The organism is Bradyrhizobium sp. HKCCYLS3070 (assembly GCF_051167575.1).
GTDB lineage: Bacteria > Pseudomonadota > Alphaproteobacteria > Rhizobiales > Xanthobacteraceae > Bradyrhizobium.
In genome coordinates, this window is record NZ_JBNPTI010000005.1 from 292,703 (window position 1) to 309,450 (window position 16,748).

General features: G+C 66.1%; 12 protein-coding genes and 1 other RNA gene. 5 read left to right on the top strand and 8 right to left on the bottom strand.

Annotated elements, in window-relative coordinates:
• Nucleotide 1: 1 nt before the first annotated feature.
• Nucleotides 2-1,246: an RNA polymerase sigma factor gene (locus tag ACQR03_RS18935; protein WP_315752419.1), complete on the bottom strand. Its 1,245-nt coding sequence runs from the start codon at nucleotides 1,244-1,246 to the stop codon at nucleotides 2-4.
• 34 nt (nucleotides 1,247-1,280) lie between these two features.
• Nucleotides 1,281-1,634 carry a YciI family protein gene (locus ACQR03_RS18940; protein ID WP_315713448.1) on the bottom strand — a complete coding sequence of 118 codons (354 nt, stop codon included), beginning with the start codon at nucleotides 1,632-1,634 and terminating at the stop codon, nucleotides 1,281-1,283.
• Nucleotides 1,635-1,773: 139 nt separating this feature from the next.
• Here ACQR03_RS18940 and rnpB point away from each other — a divergent pair.
• Nucleotides 1,774-2,215: RNase P RNA component class A (rnpB, locus tag ACQR03_RS18945), an RNA gene on the top strand.
• A gap of 47 nt (nucleotides 2,216-2,262) precedes the next feature.
• Here the strand turns inward: rnpB and ACQR03_RS18950 are convergent.
• The 3 genes from ACQR03_RS18950 to ACQR03_RS18960 all read right to left on the bottom strand — a co-directional run bounded on the left by ACQR03_RS18950 (nucleotide 2,263) and on the right by ACQR03_RS18960 (nucleotide 7,501).
• Nucleotides 2,263-4,080, bottom strand: a complete 1,818-nt coding sequence (locus tag ACQR03_RS18950; protein WP_434841426.1) for an ABC transporter ATP-binding protein — start codon at nucleotides 4,078-4,080, stop codon at nucleotides 2,263-2,265.
• Between the two features lie 274 nt (nucleotides 4,081-4,354).
• Nucleotides 4,355-5,944, bottom strand: a complete 1,590-nt coding sequence (locus ACQR03_RS18955; protein WP_434841427.1) for a DHA2 family efflux MFS transporter permease subunit — start codon at nucleotides 5,942-5,944, stop codon at nucleotides 4,355-4,357.
• 225 nt (nucleotides 5,945-6,169) lie between these two features.
• Nucleotides 6,170-7,501, bottom strand: a complete 1,332-nt coding sequence (locus ACQR03_RS18960; protein WP_316203169.1) for an HlyD family secretion protein — start codon at nucleotides 7,499-7,501, stop codon at nucleotides 6,170-6,172.
• A 194-nt stretch (nucleotides 7,502-7,695) separates the two neighbouring features.
• Between ACQR03_RS18960 and ACQR03_RS18965 the strand changes: the two genes are divergently transcribed.
• Both ACQR03_RS18965 and ACQR03_RS18970 read left to right on the top strand, forming a co-directional pair.
• Nucleotides 7,696-8,334 carry a TetR/AcrR family transcriptional regulator gene (locus tag ACQR03_RS18965; RefSeq protein WP_316165939.1) on the top strand — a complete coding sequence of 213 codons (639 nt, stop codon included), beginning with the start codon at nucleotides 7,696-7,698 and terminating at the stop codon, nucleotides 8,332-8,334.
• A 750-nt stretch (nucleotides 8,335-9,084) separates the two neighbouring features.
• Nucleotides 9,085-9,660, top strand: coding sequence for a hypothetical protein (locus tag ACQR03_RS18970; RefSeq protein ID WP_316159281.1), 576 nt, complete (start codon nucleotides 9,085-9,087; stop codon nucleotides 9,658-9,660).
• Between the two features lie 1,023 nt (nucleotides 9,661-10,683).
• Here ACQR03_RS18970 and nikR read toward each other — a convergent pair.
• Nucleotides 10,684-11,175: a nickel-responsive transcriptional regulator NikR gene (gene nikR, locus ACQR03_RS18975; protein ID WP_434841428.1), complete on the bottom strand. Its 492-nt coding sequence runs from the start codon at nucleotides 11,173-11,175 to the stop codon at nucleotides 10,684-10,686.
• Between the two features lie 173 nt (nucleotides 11,176-11,348).
• Between nikR and ACQR03_RS18980 the strand changes: the two genes are divergently transcribed.
• Both ACQR03_RS18980 and ACQR03_RS18985 read left to right on the top strand, forming a co-directional pair.
• Complete coding sequence (locus tag ACQR03_RS18980) at nucleotides 11,349-13,721, top strand: TonB-dependent receptor domain-containing protein (protein ID WP_434841429.1); 2,373 nt, start codon at nucleotides 11,349-11,351, stop codon at nucleotides 13,719-13,721.
• 333 nt (nucleotides 13,722-14,054) lie between these two features.
• Entirely contained in the window at nucleotides 14,055-14,669 is a 615-nt protein-coding gene (locus ACQR03_RS18985) for a class I SAM-dependent methyltransferase (protein WP_315825287.1), read from the top strand.
• Nucleotides 14,670-14,770: 101 nt separating this feature from the next.
• Here the strand turns inward: ACQR03_RS18985 and ACQR03_RS18990 are convergent, their stop codons facing one another.
• A complete protein-coding gene (locus ACQR03_RS18990; RefSeq protein WP_315713457.1) occupies nucleotides 14,771-15,037 on the bottom strand; it encodes a hypothetical protein in 267 nt (88 codons plus the stop codon).
• A 299-nt stretch (nucleotides 15,038-15,336) separates the two neighbouring features.
• The gene (locus ACQR03_RS18995; RefSeq protein ID WP_315769194.1) at nucleotides 15,337-16,521 is read right to left on the bottom strand and encodes an extensin-like domain-containing protein; all 1,185 of its coding nucleotides are present in this window, start codon (nucleotides 16,519-16,521) and stop codon (nucleotides 15,337-15,339) included.
• Between the last annotated feature and the right edge of the window lie 227 nt (nucleotides 16,522-16,748).

A 16,748-nucleotide genomic window follows, 5' to 3' on the forward strand; every position in this document is an offset into this window, starting at 1 on the left:
GTCAGGCCTCCACATCGAGCTCACCGAGCCGCCGTGCATAGAGACGCTTGAGCGGCGCGAGCTGCGTGGCTGCGCTCGCCTCGCGGTAGGCGGCGCGCGCCTCGTCGCGCCGACCGAGCCGCCGCAGAAGGTCTGCCCGCACCGCCGGCAGCAGATCGTACTGCTTCAATCCGCCGCGCGCGGCCAGCGCATCGACCAGTGCCAGCGCCCGCGCCGGGCCGTCGACCATCGAGACAGCGGCCGCATGATTGAGCTCGATCACAGGCGATGGCGCGATCCGCAGCAGAACCTCGTAGAGCCCCACGATCTGCCGCCAATCCGTTTCAGCGTAGCTGGCGGCCTGAGCATGAAGCGCGGCAATCGCGGCCTGGACCGTATAGGGCTGCGGGAGCCCCTTCATGCCCAGGGCCTGTTCGACCAGCCCAAGCCCTTCGGCGATCTGCTCACGATTCCACAGCGAGCGGTCCTGCTCCTCCAGCAGGACGATGTCGCCCGCCGCATTGGTACGGCCGGCGCGCCGCGCATCGTGCAGCAGCATCAACGCGAGCAGGCCCTTGATGTCGCGCGCCTCCGGCATCAAGCCAAGCAGCAGGCGACACAGCCGGATCGCCTCGCGCGCGAGATCCTCGCGAATCAGCTCGGTGCCTGAGGTCGCGAGATAGCCCTCGGTGAACACCAGATAGATCACGGTCAGGACGCCGCGCAGCCGCTCCTCGAGCGCATCGCGTCCCGGCACCTCGTAGGGAATGCCGGCGAGGCGGATCTTCTGCTTGGCGCGCACCAAGCGCTGCGCCATCGCCTCCTCGCCGGTGACAAGAGCGCGGGCGACCTCGGCCGTGGTGAGGCCGCAGACCGTGCGCAGCGTCAGCGCCACCTGGACCTCCGGCGCGAACGACGGATGGCAGCAGGTGAAGATCAGCCGCAGCATGTCGTCGTCGAGATCGGCCGGCGCGTCGGCGTCGTCGTTGGCGGCATCACGCTCGATGGCGTGAACGATCTCCGCCTCCTTGTCGCGAAAATTGCTCCGCCGCCGGATCCGGTCGATCGCCTTGTTGCGGGCGACATTGACCAGCCACGCCCGCGGGTTGGCGGGGGCGTCGGACCCCCGCCATTTGAGCAGCGCCGCAGCGAACGCATCCTGCAGCACGTCCTCGGCCAGATCGAAGTCACCGACGAGCCGGATCAAGGTCGCGAGTGCGCGGCCGGCCTCATCGCGGAACACCTTGTCGATCGCATCAAGCGTCATCGGTGACCCTTCTCGGCCGCGAACCGCACCGGTCTCAATGATTATATTGCCAGACCGGCCGCACCTCGATCGAGCCAAAACGGGCGCCGGGAATCCGCGCGGCAATCCCGATCGCCTCGTCGAGATTCTTGGCCTCGATCATGTAGTAGCCGCCGAGCTGCTCGCGGGTCTCGGCGAACGGACCGTCGGTGGTGAGGATCTTGCCGTCGCGCACCCGCACGGTCGTCGACGTCGTCGTCGGCTGCAGCCGGTCGCCGCCCTTGTAATTGCCGCTCGAGATGATCGACTGGGTGAAGGTCTGGTACTCCGCCAGCATTTTGCCCTCGGCCTCCTTCTCCATCTTCGCGTAGTCGACTTCGTTCTGGTAGATCATCAACAGATATTGCATCGAACTTGCTCCCTTGTTTCGGCCGGATCGCCGACATCCAGTCGAATGGCGCGCTCACGTAACGACACGCCCAGGATAATATTTTTGCAGGCGCAGCGATGGCTTGACCTGATGGCCGGGAAGCCCCATTCAAGCTGCGTCAGTCGGCCGGACGGCCGCTCCGGCAGGCGCCGAAAGGCCGCCGGGGAGGAAAGTCCGGGCTCCATCGACATGCGGTGCCGGATAACGTCCGGCGGGGGCGACCCCAGGGATAGTGCCACAGAGAACGAACCGCTTCCTCCCGCGAGGGAGGCGAGTAAGGGTGAAAAGGTGCGGTAAGAGCGCACCGCGGGGCCGGCAACGGAACCGGCATGGTAAACCCCACCGGGAGCAAAACCGAATAGGGACGGCCACGCGGAGACAATCGCCAAGGCAGATGATGCCAAGGCGATGACGTCCGCGGGAGCGATGTCAGGCTCGCCGTCCGGGTAGGTTGCCCGAGGTCGCGCGCAAGCGCGATCCCAGAGGAATGGCCGTCACGTATCGTCATGCGCAAGCATCACGGTGCCCTACAGAACCCGGCTTACAGGCCGGCTGATATGTTCATGAGGGGCTCGGCGCACCAGCGCCGGGCCCCTCACCATTTTTGTCAACCGGCGGCCGAGAGCTGGCCGAACTCGATGGCCTGGCGCTCGAACAGGCTGCGATAGAGTCCGCCGGGTCTGCCGACCAGCGTGGCGTGGCTGCCCTGCTCGACGATGCGGCCGCGGTCGAACACCAGGATGCGATCGAGGCTGCGCACGGTCGCCAGCCGATGCGCGATCACGATCGCCGTCCTGCCCTTCATCAGCCGCTCCATCGCCTCCTGGATCAGCGCCTCGGATTCCGAATCGAGGCTCGAGGTCGCCTCGTCCAGGATCAGCACCCGCGCGTCCGCCAGGAACGCCCGCGCCAGCGCGACCCGCTGCCGCTCGCCGCCCGACAGCTTGACGCCGCGCTCGCCGACCAGCGTGCCGTAGCCCTTCGGCAGGCGCGTGATGAACTCATGCGCGTTGGCGAGCCGCGCCGCCTGCTCGATCTCGGCCTGGCTGGCGCCAGGACGGCCATAGGCGATGTTCTCGGCCAGCGAGCGGTGGAACAGGATCGGCTCCTGCTGCACGATCGCGATCTGGCTGCGCAGCGAGTCCTGCGTGGCATGCGCGATGTCCTGCCCGTCGATGAGGATGCGGCCGCCGCCAACGTCGTAGAGCCGCTGCACCAGCTTGACGAAGGTCGTCTTGCCGGAGCCGGAGCGCCCGACGAGGCCGATCCGCTCGCCCGGCCGGATGTCCACCGACAGCCGGTCGTACAGCGGGGTGCGATGGCCGCCATAATGGAACGTCACCGCATCGAACACGATGTGCCCACCGGTCACCGCGATCGGCCTGGCGTCCTTGGCATCGACGATGCCGATCGGCTCGCTGTGGATCGCGACCAGCTCGTCCATGTCGTTGACCGCGCGCTGCAGGTTGTTGATGTGCATGCCGACGTCACGCAGATACGCATGGATGACGTAGTAGCTCGTCAGCACATAGGTGACGTCGCCTGGCGAGGCCTTGCCCGCCATCCACAGCAGCACGGCGCCGCCGATCACCGAGGAGCGCAGGCACAGCAGCACGCCGAGCTGCACGGCCGCCGTCGTGTTGTAGCGCAGCCAGGTTCGGTTGACGCGACGGCTCCAACGGCTGACGACGCGCATCAGCCGGCCGTCCTCGCGGGCTTCCGCCCCGAACGACTTGACCACCGCATTGCAGCTCAGCGCGTCCGCCAGCGTGCCGCCGACCTTGGTGTCCCAGGCGTTGGAGATCCGTGCGGCCGGGGCGATGTAGCGGGTCGAGAACGCGACGGTCATCGCGACGTACAGCACCGCGCCGACGGCGATCACGCCGCCCAGCGCGCCCCAGTGCAGGCCGAGCAGCACCATCGAGCCCAGCAGCACCGAGAGCGACGGCAGCAGCGCCAGCAGGATGGTGTCGTTATAGAGGTCGAGCGCCCACATGCCCCGGGTGATCTTGCGCACCGTGGAGCCGGCGAAGCTGTTGGCGTGCCAGTCGGTCGAGAAGCGCTGCACGCGCACGAAGGCGTCGCGCGCCACGTCGGACATGATGCGCAGGGTGAACGGCACGATCAGCTGCAGGCCCGACAATCGCAGCACGATCGAGGCGAAGCCGAGGGCTACGATGGCGGCGAACGCCACCAGCGCACTGTGCCGTGCATCGGCATTGCCTGGGCCCAGGGTGAGCGCATCGACCAGCCGGCCGGAGAACAGCGGCATGAACAGATCGGCGGCGGTGGCGCCCAGCAGCGCGCACGCAATGCCGAGCGTCATGCGTGGCTGCTTCAGCCAGTGGCGGGTCACGAACGGGATCACGACGCGGATCGCGGCGGGACGCTTGTCGGCCTTCAGGCCGGAGACGTCGACGGTCATGGCATCATCCGGCCGCGCTCGCAGCGCCAGCCGGCTCCAAATAGTGCAGACGCGACGCGGCGCGCGGTCTGCGGATGAGTAACTCAGGCGTTGGGAAGTTAAGCGATGGTGCTCAAAGCGAGCGGCCGAACACCAGAACAGGCATCGAGCGGGTGCATGCGATCTGCAGATGCGATGTGGTCATGCAAATCTCCCCGGTTCGAGCGACAATTCTTGTTCCATACCATCGACGGTATGATTTGGCAACCCGCGGCGCGCGCAGGAGCCGCTCACGTCAATGTGCGTCGCCGCCGCCCGCCATCGGCGAGCTCGGCTTGTTGAGCAGCATCACCATGAAGCTGAGCGCGATGTAGAAGCAGGTCAGCATGAAGAACGCATCGCCATAGCCCATCACGACGGCCTGGCGATGCACGATCTGCGACAGCTGCTTCATCGCCATCAGCGCCGAGTCGCCCATGCCCTGCAGCTTCTGCTGCAGCATGTTGAGGGTCTCGACCGCGGTGGCATTGCCCCAGTTGACGCGCTCGTGGAGGCGGGAAATGTGCAGGTCGGTGCGATCGTTCAGCACCTGGTTGATCACGGCAAGGCCGACGGCGCCGCCGAGATTGCGCATCAGGTTGAACAGGCCGGATGCATTCTTGACCCGATCCGGCGCCAGCGTGCCGAGCGCGATGTTGTTGGTCGGCACCATCGCGAACATCATGCCGACGCCGCGCAGCACCTGCGGCAGGAAAAGCTCCCAGAAGTCGTAATCGCGGGTGATGCCGGTCATCTGGTAGGAGCCGATCGCGAAGATCACGAGGCCGAACGCGATCATCAGGCGCATGTCGATCTTCAGCATCAGGCGGCCGACCACCGGCGCCATCAGGAACATGGTGACGCCGGAGACGAACATCGTCTCGCCGATCATCAGGGCGCTGTAGCCGCGAACTTCAGCGAGATAGCGCGGATAGATGTAGGTCAGGCCGTAGAGGCCGATGCCGATGCAGAACTGCAGGAGGCAGCCGACCGCGAAGTTACGGTTGCCGAATGCGAAGAGGTCGACGATCGGCTCGTCGGCCGTCAGCACCCGCCAGAAGAAGGCGACCGCCGACACCGCGCAGACCGCGGCGAAGATCGCGACCGACGTGTCCTGCAGCCACTCATATTGCGGCCCCTCCTCCAGCACATATTCCAGCGAGCCGAGGAAGCCGGCCATGAACAGCAAGCCCCACCAGTCGAAGCGGTCGAGCAGCTCGAAATGCGGCTCGTCGAAATCCACCAGCGCCAGCACGCCTGTCGTGATGATGATGCCTGGCACGATGTTGACGAAGAACAGCCAGTGCCACGACATCGCGTCGGTGATGTAGCCGCCGACCGTGGGACCCACCGTCGGCGCCAGCGTCGCGACCAGGCCGATGATGGGACCGACGATGTGGAATTTGGTGCGCGGGAACACCGTGTAGGCCGAGGCGAACACGGTCGGAATCATGCCGGCGCCGAGGAAGCCCTGCAGCGCGCGCCACACGATCATCTGCTCGATCGACGAGGCGAAGCCGCACAGGAAGCTCGAAATGGTGAAGCCGGCCGCCGAAATCGCGAACAACAGCCGCGTGCCGAGCGCGCGCGACAGGAAGCCGGACAAGGGAATCGCGATCACCTCGGCGATCAGATAGGCCGTCTGCACCCACGACACTTCGCTGGAGCTCGCCGACAGTCCGGCCTGGATCTCGCTCAGCGACGCCGAGACGATCTGGATGTCCAGGATCGCCATGAACATGCCGAACACCATGATCAGGAACGCGATCAGCCGCCGCGGCGCGATGCGGTCCGACGGCGCGGCCGGTGCGCTCATAGTGGGGTCGGCTGTCGTTGCGGTGGCCATGTTCTAATGAGTCCGCTGGAGTCGATGACCGCGCCGCGTCACAGGTGCGCTCCCCTCCCCCCGCGCGAAGCGGAGCTTCGCTAGGCGGGGAGGGGTCGGGGGCGGGGGTCCCCAACGGCGGTCTCGCCCGGAGACCCCCCACCCCAACCCTCCCCCGCAAGGGGGGAGGGAGCTGACTTCCGATGACGCAACAGCGAATGCAATCGCGTCAGTTAGATCACCTCGCTACTTCCCCTGCACCGTCGCCGGCGCGTCGAGATCTCCGTCGCTGTCGGCATCCTTGGCGCCGTCGGTGGTGTCGACGGTGACGTAGACCGACATGCCGGCGCGCAGCAGGTTCTGCCGCGCAACCTCCTTCGGCACGCGGATGCGCACGGGCAGGCGCTGCACGATCTTGGTGAAGTTGCCGGTGGCGTTGTCCGGCGGCAGCAGGGTGAACACCGAGCCCGAGGCCGGCGAGATGCTGTCGACCACGCCCTTGAAGCCGCGCGCGCCATAGGCGTCGACCTTGATCGTGACCGGCTGGCCCGGACGGATGCGCCTGAGCTGGGTTTCCTTGAAGTTCGCGTCGATGAAGACGTCGTCGAGCGGCACGACGTTGCCGAGCCGCTGGCCGACCGCGACGAAGTCGCCGGTGTTGACGAGACGGTTGGAGAAGGTGCCGTCGACCGGCGCGCGCACGGTGGCGAATTCGAGATCGCGCTCGGCCTTGGCAAGCGATGTCTTCAGCTCGGCGAGCTGCGCCTGGGCCTCGACCTGCTGCGCCTTCGTCACCTCGACATTGTCGCGCGCGGCGTCGTACGCGGCACGGGCGGCGCGGACCGCCGCCATGCCCTGGTCGCGCGCGGCTTCCGACTGCTCGAAGGTCGCATGCGAGGCAAAACCCTTGCTGCTCAGCGCCTGCTGGCGCTCATAGTCGAGCCCGGCGCGCTTCATCGCGGCTTCGGATGAGGTGAGATTGGCCTGCGCCTGCTCGGCGGCACTCTGCTGTGCGGCGACCTGGCGACCGATGCGCGCGATCGTCGCCTCCTGCGTGGCGATCTTGGTGCGGGCGGCGTCGACCGCGATCTTGTAGTCGCCGTCGTCGATGCGGAAGATCACGTCGCCCTTGCGAACCACCGAATTGTCCCGCGGCACGATCTCCTGGATGTGCCCGGAGACGCGCGCGCCCAGCATGGTGTTGTTGGCGCGGACGTAGGAATCGTCGGTCGAGACCATGAAGCGGCCGACCAGATAATAGTGCGTGGCATAGCCGGCGGCGGCTAGCGCGAGCAGTACGCCGATGCCCGCCAGCACGCGCTTGCGTTTGCCGGATTTCGGAGCGGCGGCGGGCGCGGCTTGCGGCTTCGCGCCCGTGGGAGCGCCGGCCGGCGCCGGCCGTTCAAGCGGCGCCTCGGTGCTGACGTCGGCCTTCGGGTCAGCCGGCTTGGCATCAACCGGCTTGCGCTGTGCCGCGTCGCTGGCCTGCGGCCGGACCGGCTCAGACCTCGTCTGTTCCAGCGTTTCCTCAGCGTCCGGACGGCGCGCCCGCACAGCCTGATCTCTCGCAGCGGCCATCAGAGACTCCCACCCATGACAGCGGGGCCGCTCAGGCCCCGAAAATCGAAAATCCCGACCGAACCGTTCGGTCAATCCACATCTACCATTGACCGAACCGTTCGGTCAATCTATATCTTCGCTACCGCAACATATCCGCGCAGATGCTTTTGTGACGTTGGCACCGGCCAAATCTTCGGGAACAGCCTAAACCAATGATTGAGCCGTACCACAACACCACCCAGGCGACGACGGACGACGATTCCTCGAAGCGTCGGCAAATCCTCGAGGGCGCCCGCAAGGTGTTCATGGACATGGGCTTCGACGGCGCCAGCATGGGCGAGATCGCGCGCGTCGCCGGCGTCTCCAAGGGCACGCTGTACGTCTACTTCGCCGACAAATTCCGCCTGTTCGAGGCAATCGTCGAAGAGGAGAGCGTGCATCGGGGCGCCTCGAATTTCAGCTTCGACCCGGATCGCGATGCCGCGACCGTGCTCAGCGAGTTCGGCAAGGCCTGGATCGCGGTGGTCTGCCGGCCGGGCGGCGGATCGGCGATCCGTACCGTAATGGCGATCGCCGAGCGGATGCCGGACGTCGGCCGCCGCTACTACGAGTGCGTGCTCAACGGCACGATCAGCCGGCTGGCGGCCTATCTGCAGGCCCGTGTCGACGCCGGCGAGCTCGCCATCGACGACTGCCATCTGGCGGCCTCGCAATTCCAGCAGATGTGCCAGGCCACGCTGTTCCTGCCCTTCATCTTCCAGGCCGAGCCGGCCCCCTCTCCCGACCGCGTTCACAAGGTCATCGCCAGCGCCGTAGGCATGTTCCTCGCCCACTATGGCGTCAAGAACTGAGGACGGGCCGCGGATGGCGGCATCTGCGGCTCTGTTCTCACCAGCATCGGGCATGCGCTTTCCTTCTCGCGACGGATGACGTCCGAGCTTGGCGTCCGGATCACCCTCGAATCGATCGGAGGGTGCAGGGAAGGCCGGGCGCTGGCCGCGCCCGTGGCCCGCCTGCTCAAAAAAATGCAGGCGGCAGGTACCACAGGTTCAGCCGAGATCACCCGGCCCTCCCTGCGCGATGGGCTTACGACTTATACGTAGTCTCCCCGGTGTCCGGGCTTGTAGCCACCGTCATCAGCGCGATGCGCTGGGCATCGTCGCCAACTTGGCGCCAGCATCGGGGCGCCAGGACCATACGACTTCATCGTCCTGCCGGTCGCGTTCGTCCGCTCGCGATTTCAGCGCGCTGCGCGCCGACAGGCCACCGCTCCCCGCCTCCAACGCTCGTGACGACCGCGAAACGTCCCTCTTCGATCGAGGCGGGATGGCGGTAGACAACCATGAAATTCGGAAAAATGGAAGATCAAAATTTTTGCGCGAGGGACTGGACAGGGCAAATCAGTTTGATCGGGCAAACGAAATCGAATTCTGCGCGCAGCCGGCTTTAACCGCGCGCGACCGCAGCAGCAGCGGGCGACGATACCTCGGCGCCGTATCCGCGGAAGGAGCCTAGCGTCCGAGAAGGGTCGCGAGCCGACCTTGCAAGCGGTTGCGGATTGGGGCAATCGAAGCTCGGCAGCCGCGCATCCTGGGCCTACCATGTCAAAGTTCTTCGCTATGGAATCCGTCGGATCTCCCTGGGGTGACTACGGCGATATTCTTTTGAACGGCCTCGTTGAAGCGACCGAGTGCGTCGGGCCGCCGATCATCCGCATCTTGCGCACTGGCCCATATGTGCCGCCGATGACCCAGCCATTCGGCTTCATCATCGTCACCGACGAATTTCGACGTGACCTTGAACGCAGCCAGTTGACTGGCTTTGACTTCGAGCAGACTCAGTATGGGAAAGTCGTCCGCCTCGATTGGCAGACTTGGAGCACGGACACCAATGAGCCGATGTCGTATCCCGAGACAGGCGAACCAGAGGACTACATTTTGGGATGCCCCCACGACCCCACTCTTCTGGCGCAGATGCCTCGGTTGTGGGCTCTCGCCGTCCGGCCTACGCCCGAATTGCAGGTCCAGGGCACACATTCCTTCCGCGCAGATCGACATCCGGGCACGGACATCGCTCGTGAGCATACGCTCCATTGGGTAAGCGAGCGTATGAAGGTTTGGCTCGAAAGATCGTCGGCGGCGAGATGGATTGCGTTTCGTTCGATAAGGCCGCGATGAACAATGTCCGCTTCGGGACGAGACTGTTGACTAAGCCGCTGCTTAACGAGAACTGTCGTCGCCAACAACGTCTCGCTGCTGGTCCAAAATGCGCCTCAGCACCGACGAGGGTCGACGAATTGCTCGCTTGGCGCGTCGGCCAATCGATCTGCTGTGTCGGAAAAACGCATAACCAGCGAGCAGAATTGCAGTGACGCCAGAAATCACGTGACCAGCCGCTAGAGTCGCAAAGCAGAGCGGCCCACCGACGCAGATCACACCGGTCCATAGTAGACAGAATCCAAGGTAAGTCTTGCCTGTCGGGATGCCGCTGCTCATGGTCACAACCGTAGCGCCTTTATGATCTCTGGGCCCCGGCAAAATCGTCCGCGCCGCATCCGCACGTGGCCAATGGTGAATCTAGGATTGACGCTATCTGCCATTGTCCCGGTCGGACCAGGCGCTAGGTGTTTCGCCGACGGCATCCGCAGGCGCATGACCGGGCGCTGGCCCGCCGGCTCTGGGAGCGCTCGGAGCAGTTGCTCGACGCCGCCCCGACGATGTCACGCGCAGCCGTGCGGGCCATCTGATGGGTATCGGAAACATCAGTTGTAGGGTGGGCAAAGTAGCCGCCTGCAGGTCGGTCGCGTGCCCACCATCGCCCCGCGCACGAGAAAGCGGGATGGTGGGCACCGCGCGCGATGCATCACGTATGATCAGCGGCATCGGGGGCGCGCCTTTGCCCACCCTACCCTGTCGCCAACACAAGCGAAGCAGTCAGAGGCGCGGGAAGAGTCTGGATTGCTTCGGCGCAAGAGCGCCTCGCATTGACAGAGAGTGGGCAGGCTCCGCGCCAAAACCTCAACTGTCGTCGCCCGGCCCGACCGAGCGATCCAGTATTCCGCGGCGGCTGTGATGACACGCGACGTCATGGCGTACTGGATGCCCGCCGGAGCCTGCCCTCGGGCTCGCCAAAGGCGAGACCCGGGGGGCGGGCATGACATTGGAGGATTTGGCCGGCAGTGTGCCAAATCTCTTTCTGCTCTACTTCTTACCGCTCTTGGTCGTGTGGGAATGCGAATGGCTATGACTATGGGCGTGGCTATGACTATGCGCGTGCCCGTGGTCATGCGCCGGATCGACCGGCATCATCGCGACGTGGCCGTGGCGGACGCCGCGTTCGGCGATGACGTGGTCGGCGAAGGCCTTGACCTCGCGGCGCTCGCCCTTGAGCACGGTGACCTCTAGGCAGCTCTCCTGGTCGATGTGGACGTGCAGGGTCGCCTGGGCGAGACCGGAATGGTCGTGAGCCTCCTGCGTCAGGCGCTTCGGCAGTTCGCGCGCAGCGTGATCGTAGACGTAGCTCAGCGTCGCGATGCAATGGCGGCTGTCGCTGGCGCCGGCGTCAGCCGTTTCGAGGCCGCTGCGCAGCAGATCGCGAAACGCCTCCGAGCGGTTGTCGTAGCCGCGCCGGGCTATGAAGGCGTCGACCTCCGCGAGCAGATCGTCGTCGATCGTGATCGTCAGGCGCTGCATGTCCGTCTCCTCGATCTGCGCGGCAAGCGCCTATCCACCAGATGAGTATGATGTTTTCACGTTGACATCATACTGGTGTCACCTTAGCGTTCTTTAACACTCGACATCAGGGCGAACCAAGTGCGCGTGTCGCGGGCCAACGACGGCTCGCGGCAGATGATGACGCACGCCCGATGACGAGACCGAGGGGCGTGACGATGCGGTGGCGTGGGGCAAGTGTTGGCGTGCTGATGGCGGCATTGGCGCAGCAGGCAAACGCCCATCCGGAACGGGCCCCTGCCGAGTTGCCGACGGTCGACGTCGACGCCCCCCGACGCGCGGCCAAGCCCAAGCCGCTGGTCCGGCGCGCGGCGCAGCCGCCGAAGCCGAGCGCGGCCGGTGCGGCTGCGCATGTGATGCCGACCGCCACGACGGCGGCTGCACCGTCCGGCGCGCCCAATGTCGGCTCCGGCCCCGCGCGGCCGCAGGGCATGGCGAGCGAGGTCGTGATATCAGGCGAGGAGATCAACGCCCGCCCGGCCACGCGGCCCGGCGAGGTGCTCGAAGCAGTGCCCGGCCTGATCGTCACGCAGCATTCCGGCGAAGGCAAAGCCAACCAGTATTTTCTGCGGGGCTATAATCTCGACCACGGCACCGACCTCGCGCTCCATGTCGACGACGTGCCGGTGAACATGCGCACCCACGCGCACGGCCAGGGCTATGCCGATCTCAACTGGCTGATGCCGGAGACGATCGGCCGCGTCGACGTGCGCAAGGGGCCTTACTTTGCCGACGAGGGCGACTTCGCCTCCGCCGGCAGCGTCCATATCGGCCTGATCGACAGCGTGCCCAAGGCGATCGCGCAGGTGACGGCGGGCAGCTTCGGCTATCGCCGTTTCTTCGGCATGGATTCGGTGCATGTCGGCGACGGCCATCTGCTGATCGCCGGCGAGGCCGGCCGCTATGACGGACCCTGGACCACGCCCGACGACGCCAAGAAGCTGAACGGCCTGATGCGCTATTCGCAGGGCACGGCGACCGACGGCTTCTCGATCACCGGCATGGCCTATGCGAACCGCTGGACCTCGACCGACCAGGTGCCGGAACGCGCCATCACCTCGGGCGATCTCGGCCGCTACGACGCATACGATCCGACCGACGGCGGCAAGACCAACCGCTTCGCGCTGTCCGGCCGCATCGCCGGCACCGACGACGCCGGCTTCTGGAAGGCCAACGCCTACGTGGTGAAAAGCCAGCTCGATCTCTACAACAACTTCACCTACGCGCTGAACAACCCGACCTATGGCGACCAGTTTCACCAGCACGACGACCGGCTGATGCTCGGCGCCAATGCGTCACGCACCTTGAACGGCAGCTTCGCCGGCCGCCCCATGGAGACGACGTTCGGCGTCCAGACGCGCTACGACGACATCGCGCTGGCGCTGACCAATACGCGTCAGCGGGTGCTGCTCTCCGACATCGATCCCTTGAGCACCGGCGTCGTTCGCGCCGACAAGGTCGGCGAAGGCAGCGTCGGGCTCTATGTCGAGAACACCGTGCGCTGGACCGACTGGCTGCGCACCACGGTCGGCTATCGCGGCGACTATTATCAGACCCACGTCTATTCGCTGACCAACGGCAACAACACCGGCGATGCCGCGGCCAGCCTCGGCAGTCCGAAATTCAGGATGGTGATCGGGCCGTTCGACAAGACCGAGTTCTTCGTCGGCGCCGGCTATGGCATGCACAGCAACGATGCCCGCGGCGCGACCACTACGGACGATCCGGCTGCGCCGGGCACCAGGATCGACTCCTCGCCCCTTCTGGTGCGCACCAAGGGCGCCGAGGTCGGCGTGCGCACGCGCATCATTCCGGGGCTCGACTCGTCGCTCAGCTTCTTCCTGCTCAACCAGGATTCCGAGATCCTGTTCTCGGGCGATGCCGGCAACACCGAGGCGAGCCGACCGAGCCGGCGCTATGGCTTCGAGCTGACCAACCATTACCGCCCGGCGTCGTGGATCGACATCGATGCCGATCTGGCGATGACGCATGCGCGCTTCGTCGGCGACAACACCGACCAAGCGGCGGTCTACGCCTCGCTCGCAGGCTACCCCCAGGCCCAGCTCGGCAATGCGCCCGGCAACTACATCCCCAACGCGCCGGCGATGATCGCGTCGGCCGGCATCACGCTCGGCGAGAAGACCGGCTGGTTCGGCGGTCTGCGCTGGCGCTATCTCGGCTCCACGCCGCTGACCGAGGACAACTACTTCCGCTCCACCCCGACCAGCGTGTTCAACGGCCGCATCGGCTTCCGCGACGCCAATGGCTGGCGCATCCAGCTCGACGTGCTGAACCTGCTCAACACCAAGGCCAGCCAGATCTCCTACGGCTACGGCTCGCTGCTGCCGACTGACCAGCTCTACCAGGCGTGCTACGGCTCATCGACCTCCCCGTTGCCGCCCCCGCCGGTGCCGCCGGCCCAGGTCTGCCAGACCGGCGTGATGGACCGCGTGCTGCACCCGATCGAGCCGCTGACGTTTCGGGTGACGGTGGCAGGGACGTTTTGATGCGGAGCTTGCTAGGTCTCACGCCCTCTCCTCGCGGACGGTGAACTCCCCTCCCCCTTGCGGGGAGGGGTTGGGGGTGGGGGACCACGAGTCCCGCTGTTCGTGATGGAGAGTCGATCTATCAAGAACACTGGAGAATCATCGCGCGCGTCGAACGACCGCAGTCGAACGCGTGAAATCGTTCACGCGTGAAGTGTGCCCCATGGAACGTTCAGCGCGTGGGGACCCCCACCCCCGACCCCTCCCCGCAAGGGGGAGGGGACTCACCGCCGGCTGGGCAAGAGTTCGAGCCGTCGCGTGCTATAATGTGTGCCTCTTCTCGGGACCGAAACCATGTCCGACCGCACCACCCATTGGCAGAACGTCTACACCACCAAGGCCGAGACCGAGGTGAGCTGGTACCAGGACGACCCGGCGACGTCGCTGCGGATGATCCGCGAGGCCGGTGCGACACCGACATCGCGGATCATCGACATCGGTGGCGGCGCCTCGCGGCTGGTCGATGCGCTGCTCGCGGCCGGCTACGGCGCGCTCGCCGTGCTCGACATCTCCGACGCGGCACTGGCGACGGCGCGCCGCAGGCTTGGCGCGGCGGCGGCCGGGGTGACGTGGATCGCCTCCGACGTCACCACCTGGACGCCGGACGCGCGCTACGATGTCTGGCACGACCGGGCCGCCTTCCATTTCCTCACCGCGCCCGAAGACCGCGCCGCCTATGTCGACCGCCTGCGCGCGGCCGTGGTGACCGGCGGGGCCGTCATCATCGGCACGTTCGCGCCCGATGGTCCGGAGAGGTGCAGCGGACTGCCGGTCGTCCGCTACGACGCCCACGGACTGGCCGCTGCGCTGGGTCCTGCTTTCACGCTGGAGGACAGTTGCACCGAGGTGCATCGCACGCCATGGGACTCGACGCAGCAGTTCCAGTTCTGCCGCTTCCGCGCCGGTTAGAGCATGATCCGGAAAAGTGGAAACCGGTTTTCCGAAAAGATCATGCTCAAACAAGGAGATGAGATCATGATGCGATTCCGTGGAATCGCATCATGATCTAGTCAGCAGCACAGAGGCGGGCCATCCGACACGACGAGAACCTCGGTGTCGGCATCCTCGCTGCGCGCGGCATCCTCCGCTCCACCAGCCGACGTCTCGCTCTCCGGCGGCGTGCGCCAGGGAATCGGCTTCGGCGGCATCCGCTCCAGACGCTGCGCATCGGCGACGGCGCGGCGTGCCGTCTTCAGCGAGCGGCAGACCAGCACGGCCTGCTCGGCGGTGCCGACCTCGAAGCCCGCCCCAATCGCCTTGATGCGATACGATGCCATCTCCGCCTCTCCCAATCCGGCAGCAACCAGAACCCCGCGCGCCTTGTTCCTGGCGACTGTGGCAGGTCTAGTGTCGGCCAAAGGCGGACGGCAAAACTGGTCAACGGACTCCTAATCTGCAGCGCGTGACGTCGGGGTTTCCGTTTCGGGGCGGGACAGAGCGCGGTCAGGCGCGGCTGACGGCGAAAGAAATCCACAGCCGCGCACAGGAGGGGCGAATGGCGAATGGCGAATGGCGAATGGCGAGCAGGTGATCGCCCCGATCCCGATTCGCTACTCGCTGTTCCCTATTCGCCCTCTCAATAGTCCCGGAATTCGTCTTCCTCGTTGATCAGCTGGCCGATGCTGCGCGGCTGCTTGCGCGACGGGATCGAGCTGGTCACGTCGGGCTCGCGCTGGCCGTAGCCATAGCGCCGCTGCTGCGCACGTGCCGCCACCGCCTCGCCGGATTGCGCGGCTGGCTGGCAGATCATGCGGCGGCTGGCGCGGCGCATCAGGTCCACATGGATGTGGTCGTAGTGATAGACGTTGGAGCCGGGCGCCAGCACGGTGGTGAACTGCTGGCACGCCCCGCCCTGGATGTCGCGCAGAAAGCCCTGCTCCTCGGGCAGGCCGATCCAGCCGTCCTTGACGCTGATGCGGCGGCCGTCGGCGAGCGTGAAGGCGGCGATATCGAGCGCGTTGCCGAAGGCATGCTCGGAAATGTGCGCGCTCGGATTGCCGTTCATGCCGCGGCAGGAATAGGCCGAGATCTGCTTGATCTCGACGACCTTGGTGCCGAACCAGCGCTGGGCTGCCGGCTGCACCGACTCCGCGATCCAGCGGTCGAGTGCCGAGACGATCGGACAGGCGAGCGTCGCGGTCGGCTTCACCGCGACCGGGCCGACGGTGCCGACCGGATCGCGCGACGGTCCGAGCCGCGGCGGCGGTTCCTGCTGCGGATAGGCGGTGCGAGCGGCCGGCTGACCGCCAGAGGGCGAATAGGCCGCGTCGGCCGGCTGATTGACGTCGTCCTCGCCGACCGGCGGCTCGAGCTGCAGTGGCGCGCCGGGAGGGGCGCCATAGGACGGCGATGCCGGACCCGGATAGGCCGCGCTCGACGACGGATAGGCGGGCTGCGGCGCCGCCTGTGGCTGATAGGTCGCGGGCGGGGCGTAGCGTTGCGGCGGCTGGTTGATCGGCCAGCGCGGCTGGCCGCCGATCGCGGCCGGCGGACGCAGGCTTTCATCGGCGAAGCCATAGCTCGTGGTCGCTTCGCCGAGCGCTGCCACCTTCAGCGGATAGTCGGCGCCGCACATGCCGGGGCCGGAGATCGGATTGATGCGGACGATATCCGCGCTCTCCTTCACCGCGCCAGATTTCAGGCAGGCGATCTCGGCCTCGGCCCGCCACGGCTCGCGCTCCTGGAAGAATCCACGGCCGCAACCCGCAAGCGAGACAAGGACGATGGAGCCGACGAGATACAAACGAACTCCGCGCGTCATATGCAGAGGTTTGCGGCAATTTGCTTAAGGACCTGTCAATGCCGTCCATTTACGGCGCGCAAACCATCGTGACGTGAAAGGCAGTCCATTTACGGGGAAGCGACAACCGCGCTGTCTTTTTTGCCGATGCCGATCGGATATGTGTGGCGCGCGCTTTGCGGAGCAGGCGTCAAGCGCGAGCGCACGCCAGGTGCGCGAGATGCGAAACGGGAGCGGTCCCATGAGCC

Bases quoted from the DNA above. Each gene is read 5' to 3' on its own strand.
- ACQR03_RS18940 (WP_315713448.1), bottom strand. From the start codon at position 1,634: ATGCAATATCTGTTGATGATCTACCAGAACGAAGTCGACTACGCGAAG.
- ACQR03_RS18965 (WP_316165939.1), top strand. From the start codon at position 7,696: ATGATTGAGCCGTACCACAACACCACCCAGGCGACGACGGACGACGAT.
- ACQR03_RS18985 (WP_315825287.1), top strand. From the start codon at position 14,055: ATGTCCGACCGCACCACCCATTGGCAGAACGTCTACACCACCAAGGCC.
- ACQR03_RS18995 (WP_315769194.1), bottom strand. From the start codon at position 16,521: ATGACGCGCGGAGTTCGTTTGTATCTCGTCGGCTCCATCGTCCTTGTC.
- ACQR03_RS18980 (WP_434841429.1), top strand. From the start codon at position 11,349: ATGACGAGACCGAGGGGCGTGACGATGCGGTGGCGTGGGGCAAGTGTT.
- ACQR03_RS18970 (WP_316159281.1), top strand. From the start codon at position 9,085: ATGTCAAAGTTCTTCGCTATGGAATCCGTCGGATCTCCCTGGGGTGAC.
- ACQR03_RS18960 (WP_316203169.1), bottom strand. From the start codon at position 7,501: ATGGCCGCTGCGAGAGATCAGGCTGTGCGGGCGCGCCGTCCGGACGCT.
- nikR (WP_434841428.1), bottom strand. From the start codon at position 11,175: ATGCAGCGCCTGACGATCACGATCGACGACGATCTGCTCGCGGAGGTC.
- ACQR03_RS18935 (WP_315752419.1), bottom strand. From the start codon at position 1,246: ATGACGCTTGATGCGATCGACAAGGTGTTCCGCGATGAGGCCGGCCGC.
- ACQR03_RS18955 (WP_434841427.1), bottom strand. From the start codon at position 5,944: ATGGCCACCGCAACGACAGCCGACCCCACTATGAGCGCACCGGCCGCG.
- ACQR03_RS18950 (WP_434841426.1), bottom strand. From the start codon at position 4,080: ATGACCGTCGACGTCTCCGGCCTGAAGGCCGACAAGCGTCCCGCCGCG.
- ACQR03_RS18990 (WP_315713457.1), bottom strand. From the start codon at position 15,037: ATGGCATCGTATCGCATCAAGGCGATTGGGGCGGGCTTCGAGGTCGGC.